We start from the raw sequence: 24,274 nt of genomic DNA on the forward strand, positions 1-24,274 counted from the left end.
CTATTTATATATCTATGACAATAAGAGGCTGTCCTTTTGAGACAGCCTCTTTGAATTTTACATTCTTCGGATGAATTATTACATTGGTCCCTGTTGGTCGTCGCCAGATGCATTCGAGTTGATATCTTTTTTACGTTTAGGTTGTTCAACTTTTTCTCCTTGCTTGAATCTGTAGGTTAATGACATTGTGAATTGTCTAGGTTGCCATTGCATATAGGAATCTCTCACGCTGTTTGCGGTATAAGTGGTAGACTGCATTGCTCTGGTATTGAACACATCCTGGATATTGAAAGCAATGGTACCATTTCCATTCCAAATAGTTTTAGATGCACCAAAGTTAATAGCATACATATCTTTTCTATGTTGATATTCTGTTTTTTGTCCACCTCTGAAAAACCCTTGCACCTGAAAGTTAAGAGTTTTGTCAACTTTGAAAGTAGTGGTCAGCCTTGATCTGGTAGAAACCCCATTACCTGTGAAATTGGCCGTGTCGGTAATTTCATTACCATCTTTATCTAAAGTTTGGTAAAGCGTACTACCTTTTGTATTGTAGCCAAATACATCTACGTTACCCATAAATTTTAACCAGCTTGTTGCATCCCAATTGAAGTTAAGGTCTAAACCAAATCTGTCATCAGTCCCCAAATTGATTGGTTTTGTGTGGAAAACAATTCTGTCTTTAAACACATCTGGAGTCACCTCATAACTTTCTTTTGTATTGTAAACCAACATTTTTACATCATCTTCTTGATGTCTGTAATATAGAGTTGGGTTGATAGTGAATTTCTTTTTAGAAATACTATAACCTACCTCGTAAGAATCTACATAGGAAGGATTAAGGTCTATATTTCCATCAAAGATGTTTTGGTTATCATTGTAGCTAGGATTCGGAATCAAAAAGAAACCTCTTGGTCTGTCAATCCTTCTTGTATAATTAACTAATAGTTGATTGTCTTTGGCAAACTCGTAGCTTAAGAATACACTTGGGAACAGGTTATTATAATTCTTCTTTCTGTCAACGACAGGCTCTGTGTAACCTATGGATCCTGGCGTTAAAAGATTTTGATAATCTATTGTTACATTGGATATCTCATCTCTCAGGCCTAACTGATAACCTACTTTGCCAATTTTACTTTTAAATTGTACATAAAATGCGTTGAACAATTCTTTGTATTGAGCATCATAAGTATAAAGTCCCAGATTTCTCAAAGTAGGGAACGCAGTTGTACTTTCCAGAACATTATTGTCATAACTATTGCTATTGGAATCCAAACGATAACCAGCCTCTAATCTTGAAATTTCACCGATTGGTAATTCATAATCTGCTTTTGCAACAATGTTTTTATTGACAGTTCTTTGACTGATAAGATTCTGTAGAGATGTTACAGTGTTATAATCATCATATTCCTTGATGTTTGTATTGTTGTTGGAGCGGTTTCTTTGTAAACTTAGGGATAAAGAAAGATTCTGTCCCTTATCATCAAATTTGTGATCTAAGCCAAAATCTCCTTGAAACGCAAGATTATTATTAGTTCCGGTAGTGTTTCTCAATGTGTAAGTATTCGGGGCATTGAATAATAGATAATTATAATCAATATTACCAATGTTGTCACTTTCAAATGTTCTTACAGTTCCAGATGCATTAACGGATGTTTTATCGGTTATGTCATAAACAATCCCTGCGGTAGCGTTATAATTGCTGTTTTTATTCTTTATTTCAGAATTTTGGTGAGATTCTGTTTCGTCCCCAATAGTAGTAATATTATTGTAGTAATTATCATTTCTATTGGTGTTTTTAGACTCTCTGTAACCGCCGCCACCGTTCAGAAACCAAGAAAAGTTTCCTTTTCTCCAGCTAAGACTTGTATTAAGGTTGGTTTGTGGAAGATATCCTAAAGTACCGATTACACTACCATTGAAGCCTGTTTTTTTATTTTTCTTAAGAATAATATTAAGGATACCAGCAGTTCCGCTTGCTTCGAATTTTGAAGAAGGATTGGTAATCACTTCTATTTTCTCGATTTGATCTGCCGGGATACTTTGTAAAGCATTTGCGCCGTCATCTATTCCAAGAAGTGCAGAAGGTTTTCCATTGATTAAAAATCTTACGTTAGAACTTCCTCTCATAGAAACTGTTCCGTCTGTATCTACCGAAACAGAAGGGACATTGGATAAAACATCTTGCAGACTTCCTCCTTTACTTACAATATCCTGTGAAGGATCATATGTTTTCTTATCAAGTTCAACTTTATAAGGTTTTGTAGATGTAGCTGTAATTACAACTCCTTGAATATCGGTTGTATTATTCAGATTTGCTTTTCCGTCTGAAACAATGACAAAAGGGGCAATCGCACCAGCTTTCTCCACTTGGATTGTTTGGGTGAATTTTTTATAGTCAACCGCTTCAATGTTCACATCGTAGTTTCCTGGAGCTAGATCCACTTTATAGTTCCCATCTACATCTGCTAATGCTGCATCACTCAATTGTGAATTTTGTTGATTTTTGAAAGTTATTGATGCATATCCAACTCCGCCATTTGCATCTTTTACGTTTCCAGAAATAGTCACTTTTTGCTGAGCCATAACGAAGCTTGCTGCTCCGATAGTTAATGCCAGTCCAAAGATTCGTTTCTGAAATACACTTACAATTTCCGTTCGTTTCATTCTAGTTTATTTTTCGCTTTTTGCTCTTTATTTATTTTATTTGTTTGCTGTTCAGCCAGTCCTGATAGGCTTTTGCATTCTTGGCGTGTTCAGCATCATTATCTGTGAATTTATGATAACCAAATCTCGCAGGATCGGCGCACATAAAAATATAGTTGTTGTTTTCCGCTTCCAAAACTGCATCTATTGAGTTTTTATCAACAATACAAATCGGTCCTGGTGGGATTCCTTTGTTCGCATAAGTATTATATGGAGAAGGTTCTTTCAAGTGTTTATAATAAACTCTCTTGATTTGTTGAGTGAAATTACTCGCTTTGTTCACTGCGTAGATTACCGTTGGGTCACTTTGCAACTTCATTCCTTTTTTATAGCGATTGAGATATAATCCTGCGATTGTTCTTTGTTCGTCAGGTTTTCCGCCAGATTCTTTATAAACAATTGAAGCTAATGCGTAAATCTGGTCTCTTGTTAATCCTGATTTTTTTTCCTTCTGGATTCTGTCAGCAGTCCAAAAATCCTTGTAATCATTTTCGAATTTATCAAAGAATTCTTTCGGCGTTACGGTCCAGAAAAAATCATAAGTATTATTGAAGAAATATTTTTTGAGGTCTTCAGCATTTTTATAACCTTTATTAATGGCTATTTCGTCCAGTTTTTTAACAAATTTCAAAGAATCAATTTCTGTTTTCTTGGTCACGCGTCCAATCATTTGATAAACGTCATCAAAGTCTTTAATTCTGAAAGAATTCGGAGTTTGATTTCCAGCGATAATCATATTGGTGATTTCTCGGTTGTTCATTCCGGATTTGATTTCGTATCGTCCAGCTTTGTAGTTTTCTTTCAAGTTTTTATCATCAGCAATACTTGCAAAATTTTCTTTATTTTTAATGAAAGGTGAAATAGAATCCAAAATCTGCTTATAACTCGAATGATGCGGAATCAGAACAAAGCCTTCTTTTTCCACATTATTTCCAAGATATTTATTATAAAATCTCAATCCAAAGAAACAAAGGATTGCAATTATAACAACAAAAATGATAAGAATTGTTTTTTTCATAACTTTAAAATATCAGGCTTTGTCTAGATTAATATCTCCTTTAAAAACCTGAACAGCAGGACCTTCTAACCAAATGTTTTTGAATCCTTCTCCCTCTTTTTCAGCATAAACCTTTAGTTGTCCGCCCATAACTTTGACTCCAACAAACGTTTGATTATTATTTTTCATAAAAGTTAAAGCCACAGCCGTAACTCCGGTTCCGCAACTGTAAGTTTCGTCTTCAACGCCGCGCTCGTATGTTCTTACAAAAAGTTCATTGTCAGATAATTTCTCAACAAAGTTCACATTGATTCCTTCTTTCTTATAAGTTTCAGAATTTCGGATTTCGTTACCAATTTTGTAAACATTATAATTATTTAACATTTCAACGTACTTAACATAATGTGGAGAACCTGTATTCAAAACAAAATCATCTCCGTATGTATCAATGGATTTTACATCGCCCATTTTTAGTTTGATGATTCCGTTTTTGATTTCCGCTTCGTGGATTCCGTCAATAGCCGTGAAAGTGGTTTTATCTTCAATAATATCTAAGAAATGTGCAAATGCAACAGAACAACGAGCGCCATTTCCACAGAAACTTTTGGAACCGTCAGAATTGTAATAATCGACTTCAAAATCAACACCTTCTGCTGAATTGATTTTAATTAATCCGTCTGCGCCAATCCCAAATCTGCGGTCACAAAGCTTTTGTATGTTCTCGATAGATAAGTCGTCCCATTCTCCTAAACGGTTGTCGATCATTACAAAATCATTTCCTGTACCTTGATATTTATAAAATTTCATTATTTATTTGTCTGATATTTAATTGTTTATTGTGATTTTTCTATTCCAAAATCAAGCCAGTAAAAATACTTCTTTTAAAATAATTCAGCCTTGATATTTGTTATTTAAAATCACTCTAAATCTCAAAAGAATTACATTCAAAATAATAGAAATTCTCAATCTCTTGATATTCATATTTTTTAATAATATATAGCTATCTTTGTTCTTTGAAAAATGAAAGAAGACCAGTTACTCGCTCTCATCATCAAGGCTAGAGATAAGAATCAAAAAGCTCAAACAAAATTGATTAACCTGTTTTGGGTTGATGTTTTTTCTTTTGTGATGAACAGAGTGAAGGATGAAAATGATGCAGATGAGATTACGGTTTCGGTGTTTTCAAAAGTTCTTAACAAACTGGATTTATTCGATCCCAATTTTCAATTCAAGACTTGGATTTTGACAATTGCTCAAAATACAATCATCGATTTCTGGAGAAGAAAAAGCCGAGAAAACGAAGATGCAAGCGACGGATTGGAAAACGTAAAGAACGAATTTGCAAGGTCGCCGGAGGAATTATTGATTTCTGAAGAAGACCAGCAAAAGATTATCAAAATCATAGAAACAATGGATGCTAAAAATCAAGACATCATAAGATTAAGATTTTTTGAGGAAAAAAGCATCAAAGAAATAGCGGAAGAACTTAATCTTTCCGTAGCCAACACAAAAGTAAGAATAATGAGAGCTAAGAAAATCTTGGCCGAATTATTAAAAGAAGACGAAACAGATTTTTAATTTTAGAAAATCAGAATGGAAGAAACATTGACTCAAAAACCCAAATGGATTCGTGTAAAATTGCCAACAGGTAAGAATTACCGAGAACTTAGAAATTTGGTTGATAAATATAAACTGAACACAATTTGCCAAAGTGGAAGCTGTCCAAATATGGGCGAATGTTGGGGTGAAGGAACAGCAACCTTTATGATTCTGGGAAATATCTGTACCAGAAGTTGTGGTTTCTGCGGTGTGAAAACCGGAAAACCAATGGACGTGAATTGGGACGAGCCGGAAAAAGTGGCACGTTCTATCAAATTAATGAAAATCAAACACGCTGTTTTGACATCGGTTGACAGAGATGATTTGAAAGATATGGGCTCTATTCTTTGGGGCGAAACAGTGAATGCGGTTCGTAGAATTTCTCCCGGAACAACGATGGAAACTCTGATTCCAGATTTCCAAGGTATGACAAAGCATCTTGACAGATTGGTAGAAGTAGCTCCAGAAGTGATTTCTCACAATATGGAAACCGTAAAACGTTTGACAAGAGAAGTGAGAATTCAGGCAAAATATGAGCGTAGTTTGGATGTTTTGAGATATTTGAAAGAAGCAGGACAAAACCGCACAAAAACAGGAGTAATGCTTGGTTTGGGAGAAACTAAAGATGAGGTTTTCCAAACAATTGAGGATATCAGAAATGCCAATGTAGATGTGATTACGCTTGGGCAATATCTTCAGCCAACTAAAAAACATCTTCCTGTGAAAAGCTTTATTACACCGGAAGAATTTGATGAATTCGGAGATTTTGCAAGAAGCTTAGGTTTCCGTCACGTAGAAAGCTCACCTTTGGTAAGAAGTTCTTATCACGCTGAGAAACATATTCATTAAGAAAATAATTTTCGATTGATAAATATAAATGACTCCTAGATGGAGTCATTTATTGTTTGTTCAGTAGGCTGTACTTTGTCCGTTTGGTTCATCTGTTCCACTTGTTGTGGGATAAACATCATATAAACAAAATATCCTAAAAGGAATAAAACGACAATAATAATAATTGCCATCATTGGACCTTTGTTGGTTTCGCTGTCTGGTTTTGGAATATCTGGTCTCATAATTTATTTTTATTGATAATATATCAAAACTAATGCCTGATTATTTTCGAACTTTACGAGTTGTTTAATTTGGTTAAATTTTATTTTTAATAATAAAAAATTAGGGGTTTGTGTGTTAGTTTTTATAATTAATTCAAATTAACCCTTTATATTTGCAGGGTTAAAATTTTAAAATATGAAAATTGAAAAACGCTGGATAATATCATTCGTGATAATTAGTATCGTTTCAATTGTTGCACTTTTCTGGCCGGAACAGACTTCTTTACCAAAACCCGGAACTTTTCTTGGAGAAGATAGTATTGTAGGTTCAGATGTTGCTTGGATTCTTGCTTCTTCCGGTTTGGTTTTATTGATGACACCTGGACTTTCCTTTTTTTACGGCGGAATGGTCGGGAAAAAGAATATGATTTCAACAATGTTGCAGAGTTTCATTGCATTGGGTGTGATTAGCATTGTTTGGGTTGTTGTAGGATTCAGTTTATCGTTTGGAGATTCGATTGGGATTACAATTAATGGTGAACATTATGGACTCATTGGAAATCCAACATCATATTTGTTTTTTAATAACGTTGGGGTTTTGCCTCACAGTCAAATGGCTTCTACTATTCCGTTTGTTTTGTTTGCGTTGTTTCAAATGAAATTTGCGGTCATTACACCGGCTTTGATAACAGGTTCATTTGCGGAACGAGTAAGGTTTATTTCTTACTTATTATTTATGGTTTTGTTTCATTTAATTATTTACACACCGCTTTGTCATATGGTTTGGCATCCGGACGGATTGTTGAATAAATATTTCGGAGTGAAGGATTTTGCGGGTGGAACTGTGGTTCATATGAGTGCAGGATTCGCTGCTTTGGCAGGAGCAATGATGATTGGAAAAAGAAAGAATCCACATCACGAACCTTCTAATATTCCGTTTGTAATATTGGGAACAGGAATGCTTTGGTTTGGCTGGTTTGGTTTCAATGCGGGTTCAGCTTTGTCGGCTAATGCAACTGCGGCAATGGCATTTGGAACAACGACTATTGCATCAGGAACAGCAATGCTATCTTGGATTTTCTTTGATAGAGTCAATGGGCGCAAAGTTTCTGCTTTAGGCGCTTGTATTGGAGCTGTTGTCGGATTGGTTGCGATTACGCCTGCTGCAGGTTTTGTAACGATTCCTCACGCCATTTTCATCGGATTTATTTCTGCAATTGTTTCAAACTTGATGTGCAATTGGAAACGACTGAAAAAAGTAGATGATACTTTGGATGTTTTTGCTTGTCACGGTGTTGGCGGAATTATGGGAATGATTCTTACGGCAATTCTAGCTCAAGGCGAAAATGCAAGTCTTCTTCACGGTGGATTCGAAGTATTTGCGCATCATATGATGGCTTTGGTTTTGGTGTCAGCGTTTACTTTTTTAGGTGCGTTGATTTTATACAAATTGACGGATATGATAATTCCATTGAGAGTTACAGAAGATTCGGAGAGTATAGGTCTGGATTTGTCGCAACACGATGAAAGCCTTATTTAATTAGAAATTTGATTTTGTTTTGATATGAAGAGAACCTCGTTTGTTTTTTAACAGCGAGGTTTTTTATTTGACTGTGTCGAACCACTTTGTTAGGTTTGGGCAGCTTAATCCGCCTTCCGCTCCCAATCTTTTCACTCCACTTTGTTGCGTAAAAAGGATTTCCGCTCAAGTCGGGCTGCATAAGATTCCACGTTTTAAAAGTTGATATTAATTTTAGATTTCAATAATTAAAATTCCGAAATTTTCTATACAATTCACACCCAAAATCCGCCAAAAAAGCCCTAAATTCGTGTCTTAAAATTTTTAAAATGACGAAATTCGGAGTTGATGCGGCCAGTTTTTATGTGCCTTCTTTATATTTAGAAATCAAAGACCTTGCTGAGAAAAGAGGAATAGAACCGGCAAAATTGGAAAAAGGTTTGGGCTTACACAAAATGGCTTTGCCTGATGTTCACGAGGATGCAGCGACTTTTGCAGCGGAAGCTTTGCTAAAATTAATTCAAGATTATAACATCAATCCGAAAGAAATTTCCAGAGTTTACCTTGGAACCGAAAGTGCTTTAGACGCCGCAAAACCAACAGCAACTTATGCGGTTCAAATGGTAGAAGAATTTCTAAGTGAAGAATTTGGGGAAAGAAGTTTTAAAAACTGCGATGTCGTTGATCTGACTTTTGCCTGTGTTGGAGCAGTTGATGCGCTTCATAACTCATTGGATTTTGTAAGAGCAAATCCTACAAAAAAAGCAGTTGTGATTGCAAGCGATTATGCAAAATATGAATTAGCTTCTTCTGGAGAATATACGCAAGGTGGAGGAGCAGTGGCTTTATTGGTTTCTGCAAATCCAAAATTGATTGAAATTGATAACAATTGGGGCGTTGCAACAGAAAGTGTTTTCGATTTCTTCAAACCTAGACGTCATCATTCAAAATCTGAATTTAATTCTGCGCCGGAAAATTATCCTGATAAAATCGAAGTTTTTACAGACGAACCTGTCTTCGACGGTCAATATTCTAATGTTTGTTATCAAGACAGAATTCGTGAAGCTTATCAGCATTATAAAGAACAGACTTTCACAGTTAGACCTTATGAAGATTGGAGATATTTGATTTTCCATTTGCCTTATGCATTTCACGGGAAAAGAGTATTTACTGAGATTTATAGTTTAGAAAATAATCTAGATTTTTCTGATGCTGAGAAGCAGAAAGCAATTGCAAAATCTGAGGATTACATCAATTTTATTAATGAAAAAATTGAGAAATCTCAACGCGCTTCTTCCGAAATTGGAAATATGTACACGGCTTCTATTTTTATGGCGCTGTTGTCTGCACTACAAACTTCGTTTAATGAAAATGAAGAGTTGACTGAGAAAGAAATTGGTTTCTTAGCTTACGGAAGTGGTTCTAAATCAAAAGTTTTTGTGGGGAAAATCTCTCCTGAATGGAAATCTGTTGTGGAAAAATGGAACGTTTTCGAAAACCTGAAAAACAGATTAGCAATTGATTTCGAAACTTATGAGAAATTGCACCGTAAACAGTTGGATTCTTCGGTAAATCCTAATTATAAAGGATTTGGATTGACAAGAATTGAAAAAGAAAGTCCGGTTCTGAAAGGCGCAAGATATTATTCTTATCAGAAGTAAAAATTGATTAACCACATAGGCACATAGTTCTACAATTAAAGGAATAAATAGAAAATACAGACTATTGACTATTTATTCTTTTACATAAAACTAAATTTTCATTAAATCTTATGTGCCTATGTGGTTCAATATAAAATCGAAGACGAGCAAATAATCATTTGCTCGTCTTCTTTTTGAAAATATCTATAACTAACTATTTAACTCAAATTAATTTTTTATTCTGAAAGATTTTTGGCGTTACACCTTCCATTTGTTTAAAAACCCGGATGAAATAATTCGTATCCGAAAATCCTGTACTGAAGGCTGTTTCACTCACAGAACTGTTATGAATCAACATTTGTTTCGCTCTCTTGATTCTTTCTTGAATGATAAACTCATTTGGCGAAATCCCCAATTCTTCTTTGAACATTTTGAAGAAATTCGATTTGCTGAGATAAGCCATTTTCGCAATCGCATCAATTGATAATTTCTGATGAAGATTTTTCTTGATGTAATCTGCAACAAAACCAATTCTCGATTTATTTTTCAATGTATTCTTTTCAACGAGATTTCTCGCTTGAGTCTGCATCAATCTTATCAAAAGTTCCTTCAAAGCAAAATCAGCAATTACATCTTTATAAGAATTATCGTCCATCGCAATTCTCATAATATTGTTAGTTGCAGAAGCCAAAGCTTTACTATTCAATAAATAAAATTCTTCCAAAGAAATATTCCATTGCGAAGAATCATCCACTTTTTTTGCATTGAAGTTCAAAAGGTCAAGCGATTCCTGTACAAATTCGGGATTCAAAGTCAACGAAATACACTGCGAAGCATCTTTATCAGCATCAGGAAAATCAATTACCATTGTCTCTCCAGGTGCTACTAAAACACTTTCTCCAGGCAGATATTCGAAGTAATTACTTTTATCTTGGAGTTTCATCCATTTTTTTCCTCTCAACATTCCTGTAAACGCCAAATGTTCAAAGTGCAATTTCACGTCATATGCACTCTGATGCGTCTCATAGATACTGAATTCACAATTATTTAAACTGAACTTGGTCTGATTTTCCACCAATGTGTTCAGTTTATTTTCCTGTGTCAGATTAGGTTTGTTAAGTTGAAAATGATTTGGATTCATTGTTCAAGATTTTTATAACATCTTGTTTCTCAAATATAATAAAATTAAAATTACAGCCAAACATAATTTTTTCTTAATAATTATAAAGAATCTTAAAAGTAGGATTTTACTATTTTTTTGGAGAATTGTGCTATTCTATTCATTTGATATCGGATTATCTTAGCATTAATCAAATGTTAACTGATTATTAATAAAAAAAGAATATTATTATGAGCACAACAGTAGCAAAACAAAACTCGACTACTTTAGCTTGGCCAGAATTCAAAGCTAAATATGATAATTACATCGGAGGAAAATTTGTTCCATCGACTGGCGGACAATATTTCGATGTAGTTTCTCCTATTAACGGAAAAGTTTTCACACAGGCAGCACATTCCAACAAAGAAGATTTGGAAGCAGCAGTTAATGCAGCAACAGAAGCTTTCAAAACTTGGAAAGATACTTCTCCAACAGAACGTAGCATTATTCTAAATAAAATTGCCGATAGAATGGAGCAAAACTTAGAATATATTGCGACTGTAGAAACGATTGACAACGGAAAAGCGGTAAGAGAAACTTTAGCGGCAGATATTCCTTTGGCGATTGACCATTTCAGATATTTTGCATCGGTAATTAGAGCTGAGGAAGGTTCGCATAACGAGTTGGATAAAGATACAGTTTCATTAATTGTTCACGAACCACTTGGAGTTATTGCGCAAATCATCCCTTGGAATTTTCCAATCTTGATGGCAGTTTGGAAACTTGCTCCGGCTTTGGCTGCAGGTAACTGCGTCGTTCTGAAACCGGCAGAAAGTACACCAATTTCAATTATGGTTTTGATGGAACTAATAGGGGATTTGCTTCCTGCAGGTGTTATAAATGTCGTAAACGGTTTCGGAGCAGAATTAGGAAGAGCTTTGGTAACCAATCCAAAAGTGAACAAAGCTGCTTTCACAGGTTCTACAGCAACAGGTCGTTTGGTAATGCAATATGCAACAGAAAACATCATTCCTGTAACGTTGGAATTAGGTGGAAAATCGCCTAACATTTTCTTCAATTCGGTGATGGATGCAGATGATGAGTTCCTTGACAAAGCAATCGAAGGCGCAGTTCTTTTCGCATTGAATCAAGGTGAAATTTGTACTTGTCCTTCAAGATTATTGGTTCAGGAAGACATTGCGGATGCTTTCATCGCAAAAGTAATTGAAAGAACTGAAGCCATTAAGGTTGGAAATCCTTTAGACAAAACGGTGATGATGGGAGCACAGGCTTCTAAAATCCAAAAAGACAAAATCGAAGGTTATTTGAAACTCGGTAAAGAAGAAGGTGCAGAAGTGCTAACCGGAGGAGAAGCTAACCACATCGAAGGCTTGGAAGACGGTTACTACATCAAGCCAACCATTTTCAAAGGAAACAACAAAATGAGAATTTTCCAAGAGGAGATTTTCGGACCTGTGGTAGCGTTTACGACTTTCAAAGATGAAGCAGAGGCTTTAGAAATTGCAAATGATACGATTTATGGTCTTGGAGCCGGTGTTTGGACAAGAGATGCGCATCAGTTGTATCAGATTCCTCGCCACGTGCAGGCTGGTAGAGTTTGGGTGAATCAGTATCACGCTTATCCTGCTGGAGCACCTTTTGGAGGTTACAAACAGTCCGGAGTTGGTAGAGAAAATCACAAAATGATGCTTGACCACTACCGTCAAACCAAAAATATGCTGATATCCTATAACAAAAACAAACTAGGATTCTTCTAATAGATTTAAGTTTATTTCTCTCGCTGATTTTACGGATTTAGTTGATAAATATGTTATAAAATCTGCCTGATCTGTATAACCAGTGAGAGATAATAAAAATAATACATCAAAATTTGGAACATCAAAATAACAATAAAAACAACAGTAATTAACCATTAAAAAAGTAAATTATGATTCCAAAAACAATGAAAGCGGCCGTTGTACAAGGTTACGGACAGCCATTGAAAATTATGGAAGTTCCGGTAAGAGAACCCGGACGCTATGAAGTATTAGTAAAAGTAATTGCCTGTGGTGTTTGCCATACAGACTTACACGCTGTAGATGGAGACTGGCCCGCAAAACCAAAAATGCCATTGATTCCCGGACACGAAGGTGTAGGAATTGTGGTCGCTTGCGGACCCGAAGCTCAGGTAAAAGAAGGCGATGCAGTAGGCGTTCCTTGGTTGTATTCGGCTTGTGGGTGCTGCGATTATTGTATCACGGGATGGGAAACATTATGTGAAGCTCAGCAAAACGGAGGTTACAGCGTAGATGGAGGTTTTGCAGAATATGTGATTGCAGATTCCAGATATGTAGGACATTTGAAAGATAATGTAAACTTCCTTGAAATCGCTCCGATTCTTTGCGCTGGTGTAACAGTTTACAAAGGTCTTAAAGAAACCGAAACAAAACCTGGCGAATGGGTTGCCATTTCCGGAATCGGAGGATTAGGACACGTTGCAGTTCAGTATGCGAAAGCAATGGGAATGCACGTTGCAGCGATAGATGTTGCAGATGACAAATTGGAATTGGCGAAAAAACTAGGAGCGGATTTGGTTGTTAATGCAAAAGAAACCGACCCTGGAACTTATCTTCACAAAGAAGTTGGAGGAATGCACGGTGCATTAATTACCGCTGTTTCTCCAATTGCTTTTAAGCAGGGGATAGACGTTCTGAGAAGAAAAGGAACCATTGCACTGAATGGACTTCCGCCGGGTTCTTTTGAATTACCTATTTTCGAAACTGTTCTTAAGAGAATTACCGTAAGAGGTTCTATTGTTGGAACTAGAAAAGATTTACAGGAAGCACTTGATTTTGCTAATGAAGGTTTGGTAAAAGCAACAGTAACTTCTGCAAAACTGGAAGACATCAACGAAGTATTTGATAAGATGAAAGCCGGTCAAATAGACGGGCGTATCGTTTTGGATATTGCTGGACAAAATTAAATTATTGTTATTTTGAGTTTTTTATGCCCGGCAGATTTTATTTGTCGGGTTTTTGATTAATTTTAGAAGTAATGTTTTTATAATCGCAAAGGCGCAAAAATGGTTAACTTATTGATGTATTTAAGTCGCAAAGTAGACTTCGTGATGTAATAAATATTTGGGTTTTGCGACTTGAAACAGTTTAATAGAAAAATTAAATTGCGCCTTTGCGTTTAAAATAATAAGTAAGAAAAATAGAAAATATGGAAACCAAAGATAAAATCTCAAGACTTTCCGTAACCGAGAAAGCTTTGGAAGTGATTTGGGAATTAGAAAAAAAACACGGCGAACTGATGTTTTATCAAGCTGGTGGATGTTGCGAAGGAACTCAACCACAATGTTTCGAGAAAGGTGGCTATTTCCCAAGGATGAATGACGCAATGATTGGAACCATCAATGGACACGAGTTCTGGATAGACCGCGACTTGTTCGAATATTGGAAGTATTCTCATTTCACATTAGATGTTTTAGATGGTTGGGGACCTGGTGGATTTTCTTTGGAAACGCCTCTGGGTAAAACCTTCAAAGTTTATTATCGATTGTACACGCCGGAAGAATTGGAGAATCTTGAACCTGTTAAGCGAAGTGAGTAAATAGGAAATTGCTCCTAAAAAATTTAAACAACTTCGGTTTTTACAAATTTCGAGACAATCATACTTGCTAAAATATTCCCGACAGAATTGAGAACGGTTGCTAAAGGATCAACCAAAGTCCCAATAATGATAACTGCGGGAACAACATCAGGCGGTATTTTGTAAACCGAAATCATCAGCATTTCCCCGATGTAACCGCCATTCGGGATTCCACCAGCGACTGCACTTACAAAAACGGTGATTCCCAGAGCCATTATGAGATTCATTGGTTCGAAGAAATTCCAGCCAAGTAATTGGAAAGCGACATAAATCTTGATAATCGAAGAAATCGACGAACCGTTTTTATGAATCGTAGTTCCAATGGGAATTACAACGTTGGCGATGGAAGCAGGAATGCCCATTCTTTTTGCAGATTCAATAGCGACTGGCATTGTTGCGAGACTACTACAAGTACTGATAGCGGTTGCAGTTGGTAAAAGGCTTTCTTTCCAAAAAGCTTTTACACCATTTCCAGATTTCCAAATAAAAGCATAAAGACTGAAAAATACAATAAAATAAATAGTTCCGGCGATGTAATATAATCCCAAAGGTTTGGCATAAAATCCGAAAAGTTGAGGTCCAATCGTTCCGACTTGATAAGCAAAGTAAGCGCCTAATCCAATCGGTGCAACTTTCATTATCAATAACAAAAGCTGTTTCATCACTTCGTTTCCGGAAAGGATGAGGTTTTGGAATGCTTTCCCGTTTTCTCCTGACTTTCTGATGGAAATTCCAACTAAAAATGAAAAGACCAAAAGTGCGAGCATATTCTGTCTCGAGAACAAGTGATAAAACTCGCTAACAGTGAAGAATCCTACAATTTGGTCATTGATGTTAGCATTATTCTGAAGGTTTTCTGATATGGTTTCGCTGATATTTTTCGGAGTTTCGGTTGGGAAAAGATAAACCATTATGATGCAAAACGTGGCCGAAATCAAAATGGAACTCAAGAAAGTCAACACCATCGTTCCGATGATTTTGCCCAATTGATTTTGTTGTTCAATACCAGAAATTGCGGAAACAATCGCAAAAAATACCAATGGAATTACTGTTACAAACAACAGATTCAGGAAAATATCTCCCATCGGTTTCAGATAAGTTACAAAATCAGGGGCGAAAATCCCGACAAGACTTCCAATGAAAATCCCGATGAGAAGCAGAATAATGTTGCTGTAGTTTTTCCAGAAAGAAGAGTTCATGCGTAAGTTTTAATCAAAGATAAAATAAAACCATATAGTGACATAAAAGTAAATCATATTTTAGAAGAAAAAACAGTTGTGTAATTTCCAAATTAAATCTAAAAAAACTATGTGTTTATGTGGTTGAAAATATAAAATATTTCCGAGATTTGTCTCTATGAAAACAGCAGTTCTGATTACTATCGGTGACGAAATCCTTTCGGGAAATACCGTTGATACCAATTCCAATTTTATTGCCACTCAGCTCAAAGAAATAGGGATAAAAGTGCTTTCAATTTTTACAATTCCTGATGAGGAAAGTGCGATTGTTGCCACCTTAGGAAGAGCTTTTGAAATGGCTGATGTGGTTTTTACAACCGGTGGATTGGGTCCAACAAAAGATGATATTACCAAAAAAGCTTATGCTGATTTCTTCGAAGATGAAATGATTTTCTCAGACGAAATCTATGAACATCTCAGAATTTATCTTGAAAAAAGAAACCGACTTTGGATTCTGGAACATAACAAAGACCAAGCGATGGTTTTGTCTAAGACAAAGATTTTCCTCAATTATTTTGGAACCGCACCTTGTATGATTGTGGAGAAGAATGGAACTTATTTTTTCAGTTTACCAGGTGTTCCTTACGAAGTTAAACCTTTAGTAAAAGATCAGATTATTCCTTTTCTGAAGGAGAAATTATCGCTAGACCACATTGTAACCAGAATTGTTTCAGTCGTTGATATTCCGGAAAGTATTTTGTCAGAAACAATTGAAGAATGGGAATTGGCTTTACCCAAACATATCAGTTTGTCATATTTGCCGGTTGGAACAAGAGTAAAATTAAGACTGACAGCTTCGGGAAGTTCACAGGAATTACTGAATGCAGAACTGGAAAACGAAATCACAAAATTATTTCCATTAATAGGAGAAAATATCGTTGCCACTTACGAAGATAAAATCGAAAAAATTCTTGGTGAATTATTAACAGATAAAAAACTAACGATCTCGGTTTCGGAAAGTTGTACTGGAGGAGAATTGGCAAAACTCTTGACTTCGGTTGCAGGAAGTTCACAATATTTTATTGGTGGAATTGTGAGTTATGCCACAGAAAAAAAAGTTGATATTTTGAAAGTCAATCCAAAAACAATCGAAGAATTCACCGTTGTAAGTGAACGAGTTGCTTCGGAAATGGCAATGGGTTGTCAGAATTTATTCAAAACAGATATTGCAATTTCTACGACGGGCGTTGCTGGTCCTGGAAAAGGTGAAGATGGAAAAGATGTAGGAACGGTTTTCTATACTATTAGAATTGGAAATCAAGAAACAACTTCAAAACTATTTTTGCCACATCTGGAAAGATTGGATTTTATGAATTTTGTTTCTCAAAAAGTCATTCAAGACATCGTTTCTTTATTGAGTAAAAAGTAAAAAAAAGACAGCTCAAAAGGCTGTCTTTCTAATATCTAAGTTCTAAAACTAACTTCTATTTTAGAATTTCTTTCAAGAATAATAATGTATGATTCCAAGCACGTTTTGCCATTATTTCATTATAATCCGGAGATTCTGGATTGGTGAAAGTATGTTTCGAATTGGCATAAGTGATGATTTGAAAATCTGTTTTTCCTGTTTTTAATTCTGCGATTAGATTATTCATATCTTCTGGTTTTACACTTTCGTCATTGGCAGGATTCTCAACCAAAACTTTGGTTTTGATAGGGACATTCAATCGATCATTTCCTTTTGCCAAACCACCGTGGATTGATACAACGCCAGCAATTGGAAATCCTGCTCTAGCCGTTTCCAAAGCACCAGTTCCTCCAAAACAATAACCAATTACAGCTATTTTTTCAGGATTAGCGCCTTGTTTTTTTAATTCTTCTAAGGCTACAGAAATTCTTTGCTGGTAAGCTTTGTAATCCTGTTTATAGCTTCCTGCGATTTTTGCCGCTGCGGCATTGTCAGCAGGAATATTTCCTTCGCCATAGATGTCAGCAACAAAAGCAATGTAACCTTGTTTTTGTAATTCGGTTGCTGCGTTTTTTGCTTCATTATCGATTCCTTTCCAAGCGGGTAAAATCAAAACGCCCGGAAGTTTTTTTCCGGCATTGGACGTCACTAATCCACTTAGTTTTTGTTCACCGTCTTTGTAGGAAACGGGTTTTAAATTTTGAGCTATTGTTAGATTTAATCCTAAAAATAATGTTAATAATGTGATTGAACGTTTCATATTTTCTTTTTATTAATTTGATTTTATTGCTTTAAATAGATTCATCAAAAATACAATTAAACTAAAAGCCACGAGTTGAATTCCAACATAATGCCAGCCACCAGTTTCCCAACATTTCAAACCAATAAAAGTTCCAATCGCACCGCCTGCAAAATATGAAGTCATATAAATCGTGTTGATTCGGCTGTTCGCTTTTTGGTCTAATCTGTATATCAACGCAACATTGGTCACTTGAATCGATTGAACACCAACATCAATGAAAATCACAGCTAAAATAATGGATATTAGATAATTGGGGAACAGAAAGATAATAACCGAACCTGCTAATAGAATAATACTTGCAATCAACTGCGTTTTTCCAGAACTGCCTTTGTCAGAAGCTTTTCCAATCATTGGCGCGATTAAAGCTCCTGCAATTCCCAACATCCCGAAAAGCCCAATTGTATCAGAACTGTAATTGTAAGGTTTTTCTACCAAAAGAAAGGTCAATGTTGTCCAAAATGAGCAAAATATAGAGAAAGCAATTCCGCCCATCAATGCCAATAATCTTAGTTGTGGAAATCGTTTTAATTGATAAAATGATGATGAAATTAACTTAAAATAAGAATCTTTGAAAGTCGGTTTGACACTCGGTAATTTGAAATAAACAAAAGCCAAAGAGAAAATCGTAAATCCTGCCGATATGTAATACACCATTTTCCAATTGCTCCATTCAGAAATATAACCACTGAAAACTCTTGCCATCAAGATTCCGACAAGTATTCCTGTGAAAATAATTCCGACATTTTTTCCTTTTTCGTTACCTGATAATTCGGCAGCCATTGGTAAAATAACCTGTGCTGCAACTGCTGTCAAACCAAGTAGTAAACTGAATAAAAAGATGAAATTATAATTGGAAACCATTCCGATTCCTGCCAAAATACAAAATAGAATGGCTAATAAAATCAGGATTAATTTTTTACGGTTGACTTTATCGCCCAATGGAACCAAGGTTAATAATCCTGCTCCGTAACCAACTTGTCCCAAACCGACCATAATTCCCATTTTGCTTTCGGACACGTTGAAAGTCTCTGCAATCTGATGCAGAATTGGCTGTGCGTAATAGATATTTGAAACACAAATTCCTGCTACGACAGCCATTCCGAGAACCTGAACTTTGCTCAGTTTCGATTGTTCTTCTATCATTGATTATTTTGAAGCTTGATTAAGAATTTCCAAATCCTCCGAATCTAATTCTAACTTCGGAGCATCGAAAATTGTCTGCAATTGTCTTTCGCTGGTCGCGCTTACGATTGGAGCTGTAATTAATGGATTTGCTAACAACCAAGCCAAAGCAACTGTTGCTGGTTGAGACTGGTGCTTTTCAGAAACTTTATCCAACGCTGCTAAAACTGCTTTACCTTTATCATCAAAATATTTCTTGATTCCGCCACCTCTTGCTGTTGTTTCAAAATCTTCATCTGTTCTGTATTTTCCTGTTAGGAAACCTGCTGCCAAAGACCAATAAGGGAATGCACTTAATCCAAATTTTTCTACTAAAGGTGCATATTCCGTTTCAAATTTTTCTCTTTCCACCAAATTATAATGTGGCTGAAGTGCTACATATTTTGGGAAATTATTTTTCTCAGCCACTTCAAAAGATTCAATTAATCTTTCTGGGGAAACATTGGATGCTGCAATATATCTTACTTTTCCGGCTCTCACAATTTCGTCATAAGCAGATAAAGTTTCCTCCACAGGCGTTTTGTTATCATCAAAATGGGTATAATACAAATCGATATGGTCTGTTCCAAGACGTTTCAAAGATTCGTCAACAGATTTTAAAATATGTTTTTTACTGATATCAAAACCGTGTTCTTTGGTTTCAGAACCTACTTTTGTTGCGAGCACAATATCCTGACGATTTTTTCTTTCCTTCATCCATTTTCCGATGATTTCCTCAGATTGTCCGCCTTTTCCATTCACCCACCAAGAATAAGTGTCGGCTGTATCAATAAAATTAAATCCACCTTCTGTGAATTTATTAAGAATGTTGAATGATTCTTTCTCATCCAAAGTCCATCCGAAAACGTTTCCTCCAAAGTTGATTGGAGCAATTTCTAAATCTGTATTTTTAATTGTTACTTTTTTCATTATTAATAATTTAAGGTTTTAAAAATTCTTTAACTGGTTTGATGAATTGGTCAAAAACCTCGATGTGCGGAAGATGTCCTACATTCTCGATTTCTACCAATTTTGAACCTTTTATTTTTTGTTGAGTAGCTTTTCCCAATAAGTCGTATCGTCCCATCGTTTCAGCTATTTTCGGGTCTTTTACGTTGGCTTTTCCGATTGCAGTTCTGTCTCTTGTTCCGATGATTAATAATGTTGGAACATTCAGATTTTGAAATTCATAAACAACTGGTTGTGTGAAAATCATATCCGAAGTTTTGGCGTTTACCAGAGCGACTTTCGGATAATCTGGAGACTTTGTCCAGCCTGTTAAAAGATAAACCCATTCGTCATATTCTGGTTTCCATTGGTTGTCGTAGTAGAAATTACTTTGATATTTTTTGGTGGATTCGTAATCAGCTTTCAGTTCGGTTTCGTAATTTTTATCGATAGAAGTGTAAGGCGCAACCAATTTCCAATCTTCCAAACCGATTGGATTTTCGAGGATTAATTTTTCAACCACTTCGGGAAACATCAATGTAAATCTTGTCGCCAGCATTCCACCCATCGAATGCCCCAGAAGATAAATTTTATCGAGTTTCAATTCATCTAAAATCGCTTTCGTATTTTGAGCTAACTGCTGAAAACTAAATTGATATTCTGTAGGTTTTGATGATTTTCCAAATCCAATTTGGTCAGGAACAATCACTCGATAGCCTTCTTTTGTCAAAGCCTGAATCGTTGTTTTCCAATAAGCGCCATTGAAGTTTTTTCCGTGAAGCAGAACAACTGTTTTCCCATTGGGTTTTTCAGGTTTGATATCCATATAAGCCATTTTCAAATCCTGATTTTGATTTCTCAAATCGAGGAAATGAACAGGATAAGGGTAGTCATAATTCGTCAACATGATGTCCAAGACAGGACGATCTGTTTGGGCTTTTATATTATTACCAAAAATAATAAGCACAATTGTCAGGACTTGCAATATATTTTTCACTAATATTATTTTATTGAGTTTCATATTAAGATTTAATTAATCAATACCAAGAACATGGGTAAGTTTTTGATGCATCACGGTTGGATCTACATCCACATTTGTCCAATATTTGACTCCTATAACGCCTTGGTTAACCAGCATCTGCAATCCGTTTACGGTTTTACAACCTTTGGAGATTGCTGTTTTCAGAAAATGAGTGAGTGGAGGATTGTGTATTCCATCGGCAACAACCATTTGTGGAAAGATAGAATCAAAATTGATATCCAGTTTGTCGTCTACATTAGGGAAAAGCCCTATACTAGTTGCATTGATTACAATATCAGAATCTGGCTGGATAGAGTAATTCTGGGTCCACGGAACGTAAGACGATTGGGCGCCTGTGTTTTGACTCACCAATTTTGCCACCACATTTCCTCGCTCTTTGCTTCTGTTAACAATCAGGATTTCTTTAGCTCCAGCCAAAGCCATTTCTACTGCAACAGCTCGCGCTGCACCACCTGCGCCAAATAGGGTTATTTTTTTGCCTTTTGGATCAACAACTTCTTTCATTGCTTTTACAAAGCCTTTTCCGTCGGTATTTTCGCCAATCCATTGATCGCCTCTTTTAACAATTGTATTTACAGCGCCAATCAATTTGGCAGATTCTCCTAATCCGTCCAAATATTCGATAACATCTACCTTGTGCGGAATAGAGCAGTTGAAACCGGTCCAACCCATAGCTTTTGCACCTTCTACAGCGGATTTCAGATTTTCCGAAGTTACTTCGCAATTTAAGTAGCGGAAATGTAAATTGTGATGTTTATAAGCAGCTTCTATCATTGCAACGGTAGGATTTTCCGATGCCGGATTGGCAAACGAACCAGTTATCTGAGGTAAAAAATCTGTTGTCATTTTTCTTTTATTATTTTTTTTAATGTTCAAAATCGTAGAAATTCAATCCTACATCTTCGTTCTTGGTTTTAATAATTTTACTATCAATTGGGTAAATAATGAATTCGCCGGCACCTCTGATTTTCGCATCTAATAAATGCCCTGCCAAAGCTGTATAATCTTTTCTTCCCAGAGTAATATGCAGATGGAGCAGAGGTTTCCCTTCGTTTTCAGAAATGTTTCCAGAAATGTTGGCTATTTCCATTTGCTCATTAAAAGCTTTGTCAACGTATTTTTTTGTCTGAGGGTCAAAAAAACGAAGTGTTGCAGAATTTGTGGCACCAATACCAGTGATTTGTCCTGCTTTTATTTTCTGAGTGGTTACAAAATCCGTTAATGACTCCAAAATGCTTGCTTTGTCATTTATACTTATAACATAGGTGTTTTCAACTTTTTTGGCAGTCCATAGATTACCTTTTAAAACTTGTGCATTCATCATAAAAAAGTTTAATATGGCTAGAATAAAAGTGAAATATTTTTTCATTTTATGAGATTTAAAATTAGTTGGCTGGTTTGTATTTTTCATAAAACCAAAACAATCCTCCCAAATAAACAGAATGCAACAATTGCGCTTCAATCGCACTCCAATTCTCAATTGATGCACTTCCCAAAATCAAAATACTCATTAAAATTAATCCTGAATAAATAGTGTATTTGGTTTGAAACCCAATTAATAATAACAATCCAATCAAGAATTCTACAATCGGCAAAATGTAACTGAAAGGTACAATCAGAAAACTCGGAATTGCAGATTTTTCCATTGATGTTACCATACAATTGCTGAACATCTCAAGTTTGGGTAATCGAACGAGTCCGTGTCCTAAGAGTGAGATTGCTACAGGAAGTCGTAAAAAAAAGTAATTGGTTTTGAAATCTTTCATAGTATTAATTTAGCTGTTTTTCCAGATTTTTATGAGTCCGTTATCTTTTCCAATCAGAGGGTCTGCATTAGGAAACGGAACATTTTTAATGTTTTGTAGAGATTGTTCGTGTTTACTTTTCTCTTCTTTTATCAAGTCCCAATCCATCCCGTTCGGATAAGCACCCACAACTGTGAAATCATTGGAATGCGAAATACATTTGTGACCAACTCCGGCAGGAATTACAAGAATATCGCCGGCTTCTATCTTCATTATTTTACCATTTGGTCCTCCCATATGCACTTCTGCGTAGCCCTGAAAACATCCCAAAACCTCGTGCGTATTGCTGTGATAATGATGGAAAGGATAAATTCCCCATCGCCAGGAGTTATACCAATTATTGGCTTTGAATTTTTTTTCTAGCCAATCAGCACCATTGTTTCCTCTTTCGGAAAAAGCATTTTTGTAAACCAAAAGCGGATATGGGCTGTTGGGAATAATGCCGTCGTCTTTGAAATAAAATTCCGAAGGTGTTGTGCCAAGATTAAGCATAGCATTGAGTTTTATGAATGGAACAGATAAGAAAGCCAATGCCGAAGTCTTTACAAATGTACTCCTTTTCATATTATAGATTTTTCTGAGTGAATTTTACCAAATCCTGAATCTCTTCCTGCGAAATAGAATGAGACATCCCTTTGTAAGTGTGAAAATCAGATTGGTATTGGTGAGCATCCAGCCATTTTTTAGAAGACTCGGCTTCCGTAAATGGAATTCGATTGTCTTGGTCGCCGTGGGCAACAAAAATTTTCAGAGAACCTGCTTTGGTTTTGTCTTCAGCTTGTTTTAAAGTATTGAAAATCGTTCCGCTTAAAACACCGATTCCCTTGAACAAAGTAGGATATCTAAGTCCTAACTGATAACTCATATTCGCACCTTGACTAAAGCCTCCAATAAAAGTTCTATCAGCTTTTACATTATATTTTTTCTGTAAATCTTTTACCAGATTTTCAACTTTTGCAATGCTTGCGGTTAATTCTTCCTGTTTTCCCCCGAATCCTCCATCAGCATCTTTTTCACTTGTGTACCATTGATAATTTTGATTTCCGATTTTATAAGGTGCTTGTGGTGTTACAACAATATAATTTTCGGGAAGATATTCTGCCAAGGGTAAAAGGTCTTCCTCATTAGCTCCAAAACCGTGCATTAATATCAAGAGAACAGGTTTTTCCGCTCCTTTTGCTTCTCTTATTTTATAGAATAAAGAATCATTTTTGACATTCTGAATTTCGTTATTTTCAGATATAGGTTTTTCAGGTTCTTTGGCTTGGCAAGAAACTGTTAAGCTTAATACTAATGCAAGATTTAAGAGATATTTCATTATCCTATTTTGTTTAAAAGATAAACTTCCATTGGGCTTTCCAATTGAGATTTCAATTGTTCCTGAGCTTCTAAGAAATGGGAGGAAGCGGCGTGTGCATTCAGTTTTTCTTTGCTTTCCCAGATTTCATCAAAGAAAAATACTTCCGGATTTGTATTGTCTTGCAGGAGTTCATATTTAATACAACCCTCTTCTTTTATTGTAGGTTCTATTAAGGCTTCCAAAATCTTTTGCGTTTCTAGGATGTTCTCTTTTTTTGAAACGCTTTTAGCTAAAACGTATAACATTT

At 35.7% G+C, this 24,274-nt stretch carries 24 protein-coding genes; 8 read left to right on the plus strand and 16 right to left on the minus strand.

Translation table 11 applies throughout. From position 1 onward, the window contains the following. Positions 1 to 78: 78 nt before the first annotated feature. Genes RTY06_RS07015 through dapF form a run of 3 tightly spaced genes read right to left on the minus strand, consistent with a single transcriptional unit; the run spans position 79 to position 4,507 of the window. Entirely contained in the window at positions 79 to 2,664 is a 2,586-nt protein-coding gene (locus tag RTY06_RS07015; RefSeq protein ID WP_312823818.1) for a TonB-dependent receptor domain-containing protein, read from the minus strand. 31 nt (positions 2,665 to 2,695) lie between these two features. Further along, the gene (mltG, locus tag RTY06_RS07020; protein ID WP_312823820.1) at positions 2,696 to 3,721 is read right to left on the minus strand and encodes an endolytic transglycosylase MltG; all 1,026 of its coding nucleotides are present in this window, start codon (positions 3,719 to 3,721) and stop codon (positions 2,696 to 2,698) included. A 12-nt stretch (positions 3,722 to 3,733) separates the two neighbouring features. Next, positions 3,734 to 4,507, minus strand: a complete 774-nt coding sequence (gene dapF, locus RTY06_RS07025) for a diaminopimelate epimerase (RefSeq protein ID WP_312823821.1) — start codon at positions 4,505 to 4,507, stop codon at positions 3,734 to 3,736. A gap of 213 nt (positions 4,508 to 4,720) precedes the next feature. Here dapF and RTY06_RS07030 point away from each other — a divergent pair, with 213 nt between their 5' ends. Both RTY06_RS07030 and lipA read left to right on the plus strand, forming a co-directional pair. Then, the gene (locus tag RTY06_RS07030; RefSeq protein WP_312823823.1) at positions 4,721 to 5,278 is read left to right on the plus strand and encodes a sigma-70 family RNA polymerase sigma factor; all 558 of its coding nucleotides are present in this window, start codon (positions 4,721 to 4,723) and stop codon (positions 5,276 to 5,278) included. Positions 5,279 to 5,293: 15 nt separating this feature from the next. Further along, the gene (gene lipA / locus RTY06_RS07035; RefSeq protein ID WP_312823825.1) at positions 5,294 to 6,148 is read left to right on the plus strand and encodes a lipoyl synthase; all 855 of its coding nucleotides are present in this window, start codon (positions 5,294 to 5,296) and stop codon (positions 6,146 to 6,148) included. 35 nt (positions 6,149 to 6,183) lie between these two features. Here the strand turns inward: lipA and RTY06_RS07040 are convergent, their stop codons facing one another. Further along, on the minus strand, positions 6,184 to 6,372 hold the full coding sequence (locus tag RTY06_RS07040) for a hypothetical protein (RefSeq protein ID WP_116031857.1): 189 nt from the start codon (positions 6,370 to 6,372) through the stop codon (positions 6,184 to 6,186). A 175-nt stretch (positions 6,373 to 6,547) separates the two neighbouring features. Between RTY06_RS07040 and RTY06_RS07045 the strand changes: the two genes are divergently transcribed. Continuing rightward, positions 6,548 to 7,891: an ammonium transporter gene (locus tag RTY06_RS07045; protein ID WP_312823827.1), complete on the plus strand. Its 1,344-nt coding sequence runs from the start codon at positions 6,548 to 6,550 to the stop codon at positions 7,889 to 7,891. 308 nt (positions 7,892 to 8,199) lie between these two features. Then, complete coding sequence (locus RTY06_RS07050) at positions 8,200 to 9,531, plus strand: hydroxymethylglutaryl-CoA synthase (RefSeq protein ID WP_312823828.1); 1,332 nt, start codon at positions 8,200 to 8,202, stop codon at positions 9,529 to 9,531. Positions 9,532 to 9,733: 202 nt separating this feature from the next. On the opposite strand, the gene RTY06_RS07055 is transcribed toward RTY06_RS07050, so the two are convergent. Then, entirely contained in the window at positions 9,734 to 10,651 is a 918-nt protein-coding gene (locus RTY06_RS07055) for a helix-turn-helix domain-containing protein (RefSeq protein ID WP_312823829.1), read from the minus strand. A gap of 209 nt (positions 10,652 to 10,860) precedes the next feature. Here RTY06_RS07055 and RTY06_RS07060 point away from each other — a divergent pair, with 209 nt between their 5' ends. The 3 genes from RTY06_RS07060 (at position 10,861) to RTY06_RS07070 (ending at position 14,224) form a co-directional block, all read left to right on the plus strand. Next, positions 10,861 to 12,387, plus strand: coding sequence for an aldehyde dehydrogenase family protein (locus RTY06_RS07060; RefSeq protein WP_312823830.1), 1,527 nt, complete (start codon positions 10,861 to 10,863; stop codon positions 12,385 to 12,387). 170 nt (positions 12,388 to 12,557) lie between these two features. Next, positions 12,558 to 13,592 (plus strand): alcohol dehydrogenase AdhP, encoded by a 1,035-nt coding sequence (adhP, locus tag RTY06_RS07065; protein WP_116031846.1) that lies wholly within the window; start codon positions 12,558 to 12,560, stop codon positions 13,590 to 13,592. 242 nt (positions 13,593 to 13,834) lie between these two features. After that, positions 13,835 to 14,224: a DUF779 domain-containing protein gene (locus tag RTY06_RS07070; RefSeq protein ID WP_312823831.1), complete on the plus strand. Its 390-nt coding sequence runs from the start codon at positions 13,835 to 13,837 to the stop codon at positions 14,222 to 14,224. A 23-nt stretch (positions 14,225 to 14,247) separates the two neighbouring features. Here RTY06_RS07070 and RTY06_RS07075 read toward each other — a convergent pair whose 3' ends face one another. Then, on the minus strand, positions 14,248 to 15,462 hold the full coding sequence (locus tag RTY06_RS07075; RefSeq protein WP_312823833.1) for a dicarboxylate/amino acid:cation symporter: 1,215 nt from the start codon (positions 15,460 to 15,462) through the stop codon (positions 14,248 to 14,250). A gap of 157 nt (positions 15,463 to 15,619) precedes the next feature. Between RTY06_RS07075 and RTY06_RS07080 the strand changes: the two genes are divergently transcribed. Beyond that, positions 15,620 to 16,870, plus strand: coding sequence for a CinA family nicotinamide mononucleotide deamidase-related protein (locus tag RTY06_RS07080; RefSeq protein WP_312823834.1), 1,251 nt, complete (start codon positions 15,620 to 15,622; stop codon positions 16,868 to 16,870). 55 nt (positions 16,871 to 16,925) lie between these two features. Here the strand turns inward: RTY06_RS07080 and RTY06_RS07085 are convergent, their stop codons facing one another. From RTY06_RS07085 to RTY06_RS07130, 10 genes are read right to left on the minus strand one after another with little or no spacing between them, the layout of a single operon-like run. Then, entirely contained in the window at positions 16,926 to 17,669 is a 744-nt protein-coding gene (locus RTY06_RS07085; protein WP_312823836.1) for a dienelactone hydrolase family protein, read from the minus strand. A gap of 12 nt (positions 17,670 to 17,681) precedes the next feature. Next, entirely contained in the window at positions 17,682 to 18,854 is a 1,173-nt protein-coding gene (locus RTY06_RS07090) for an MFS transporter (protein WP_312823838.1), read from the minus strand. A gap of 3 nt (positions 18,855 to 18,857) precedes the next feature. Then, positions 18,858 to 19,802: an aldo/keto reductase gene (locus tag RTY06_RS07095; protein ID WP_312823839.1), complete on the minus strand. Its 945-nt coding sequence runs from the start codon at positions 19,800 to 19,802 to the stop codon at positions 18,858 to 18,860. Positions 19,803 to 19,812: 10 nt separating this feature from the next. Beyond that, the gene (locus RTY06_RS07100; RefSeq protein ID WP_312823840.1) at positions 19,813 to 20,817 is read right to left on the minus strand and encodes an alpha/beta hydrolase; all 1,005 of its coding nucleotides are present in this window, start codon (positions 20,815 to 20,817) and stop codon (positions 19,813 to 19,815) included. A gap of 36 nt (positions 20,818 to 20,853) precedes the next feature. Next, a complete protein-coding gene (gene aroE / locus RTY06_RS07105; protein WP_312823842.1) occupies positions 20,854 to 21,708 on the minus strand; it encodes a shikimate dehydrogenase in 855 nt (284 codons plus the stop codon). 19 nt (positions 21,709 to 21,727) lie between these two features. Then, entirely contained in the window at positions 21,728 to 22,231 is a 504-nt protein-coding gene (locus tag RTY06_RS07110; RefSeq protein WP_312823843.1) for a DNA-binding protein, read from the minus strand. A gap of 16 nt (positions 22,232 to 22,247) precedes the next feature. Then, positions 22,248 to 22,628: a MauE/DoxX family redox-associated membrane protein gene (locus RTY06_RS07115; protein ID WP_312823844.1), complete on the minus strand. Its 381-nt coding sequence runs from the start codon at positions 22,626 to 22,628 to the stop codon at positions 22,248 to 22,250. A gap of 9 nt (positions 22,629 to 22,637) precedes the next feature. Then, positions 22,638 to 23,231: a cupin domain-containing protein gene (locus tag RTY06_RS07120; RefSeq protein WP_312823845.1), complete on the minus strand. Its 594-nt coding sequence runs from the start codon at positions 23,229 to 23,231 to the stop codon at positions 22,638 to 22,640. A gap of 1 nt (position 23,232) precedes the next feature. Continuing rightward, a complete protein-coding gene (locus tag RTY06_RS07125) occupies positions 23,233 to 23,985 on the minus strand; it encodes an alpha/beta hydrolase (RefSeq protein ID WP_312823846.1) in 753 nt (250 codons plus the stop codon). Further along, positions 23,985 to 24,272, minus strand: a complete 288-nt coding sequence (locus RTY06_RS07130) for a putative quinol monooxygenase (protein ID WP_312823847.1) — start codon at positions 24,270 to 24,272, stop codon at positions 23,985 to 23,987. The genes RTY06_RS07125 and RTY06_RS07130 overlap by 1 nt, the downstream gene beginning before the upstream one ends. Positions 24,273 to 24,274: the final 2 nt, after the last annotated feature.

The organism is Epilithonimonas sp., assembly GCF_032055105.1.
Lineage (GTDB): Bacteria > Bacteroidota > Bacteroidia > Flavobacteriales > Weeksellaceae > Epilithonimonas.

What these genes read in the sequence shown, in the direction of transcription:
- RTY06_RS07125 (WP_312823846.1), bottom strand. Translation starts at nt 23,985, where the DNA reads ATGAAATATCTCTTAAATCTTGCATTAGTATTAAGCTTAACAGTTTCT.
- dapF (WP_312823821.1), bottom strand. Translation starts at nt 4,507, where the DNA reads ATGAAATTTTATAAATATCAAGGTACAGGAAATGATTTTGTAATGATC.
- RTY06_RS07090 (WP_312823838.1), bottom strand. Translation starts at nt 18,854, where the DNA reads ATGATAGAAGAACAATCGAAACTGAGCAAAGTTCAGGTTCTCGGAATG.
- RTY06_RS07085 (WP_312823836.1), bottom strand. Translation starts at nt 17,669, where the DNA reads ATGAAACGTTCAATCACATTATTAACATTATTTTTAGGATTAAATCTA.
- RTY06_RS07080 (WP_312823834.1), top strand. Translation starts at nt 15,620, where the DNA reads ATGAAAACAGCAGTTCTGATTACTATCGGTGACGAAATCCTTTCGGGA.
- RTY06_RS07115 (WP_312823844.1), bottom strand. Translation starts at nt 22,628, where the DNA reads ATGAAAGATTTCAAAACCAATTACTTTTTTTTACGACTTCCTGTAGCA.
- adhP (WP_116031846.1), top strand. Translation starts at nt 12,558, where the DNA reads ATGATTCCAAAAACAATGAAAGCGGCCGTTGTACAAGGTTACGGACAG.
- RTY06_RS07055 (WP_312823829.1), bottom strand. Translation starts at nt 10,651, where the DNA reads ATGAATCCAAATCATTTTCAACTTAACAAACCTAATCTGACACAGGAA.
- RTY06_RS07075 (WP_312823833.1), bottom strand. Translation starts at nt 15,462, where the DNA reads ATGAACTCTTCTTTCTGGAAAAACTACAGCAACATTATTCTGCTTCTC.
- RTY06_RS07050 (WP_312823828.1), top strand. Translation starts at nt 8,200, where the DNA reads ATGACGAAATTCGGAGTTGATGCGGCCAGTTTTTATGTGCCTTCTTTA.
- RTY06_RS07130 (WP_312823847.1), bottom strand. Translation starts at nt 24,272, where the DNA reads ATGTTATACGTTTTAGCTAAAAGCGTTTCAAAAAAAGAGAACATCCTA.
- RTY06_RS07015 (WP_312823818.1), bottom strand. Translation starts at nt 2,664, where the DNA reads ATGAAACGAACGGAAATTGTAAGTGTATTTCAGAAACGAATCTTTGGA.
- aroE (WP_312823842.1), bottom strand. Translation starts at nt 21,708, where the DNA reads ATGACAACAGATTTTTTACCTCAGATAACTGGTTCGTTTGCCAATCCG.
- RTY06_RS07060 (WP_312823830.1), top strand. Translation starts at nt 10,861, where the DNA reads ATGAGCACAACAGTAGCAAAACAAAACTCGACTACTTTAGCTTGGCCA.
- lipA (WP_312823825.1), top strand. Translation starts at nt 5,294, where the DNA reads ATGGAAGAAACATTGACTCAAAAACCCAAATGGATTCGTGTAAAATTG.
- RTY06_RS07110 (WP_312823843.1), bottom strand. Translation starts at nt 22,231, where the DNA reads ATGAAAAAATATTTCACTTTTATTCTAGCCATATTAAACTTTTTTATG.
- RTY06_RS07040 (WP_116031857.1), bottom strand. Translation starts at nt 6,372, where the DNA reads ATGAGACCAGATATTCCAAAACCAGACAGCGAAACCAACAAAGGTCCA.
- RTY06_RS07030 (WP_312823823.1), top strand. Translation starts at nt 4,721, where the DNA reads ATGAAAGAAGACCAGTTACTCGCTCTCATCATCAAGGCTAGAGATAAG.
- RTY06_RS07120 (WP_312823845.1), bottom strand. Translation starts at nt 23,231, where the DNA reads ATGAAAAGGAGTACATTTGTAAAGACTTCGGCATTGGCTTTCTTATCT.
- RTY06_RS07070 (WP_312823831.1), top strand. Translation starts at nt 13,835, where the DNA reads ATGGAAACCAAAGATAAAATCTCAAGACTTTCCGTAACCGAGAAAGCT.
- mltG (WP_312823820.1), bottom strand. Translation starts at nt 3,721, where the DNA reads ATGAAAAAAACAATTCTTATCATTTTTGTTGTTATAATTGCAATCCTT.
- RTY06_RS07095 (WP_312823839.1), bottom strand. Translation starts at nt 19,802, where the DNA reads ATGAAAAAAGTAACAATTAAAAATACAGATTTAGAAATTGCTCCAATC.
- RTY06_RS07045 (WP_312823827.1), top strand. Translation starts at nt 6,548, where the DNA reads ATGAAAATTGAAAAACGCTGGATAATATCATTCGTGATAATTAGTATC.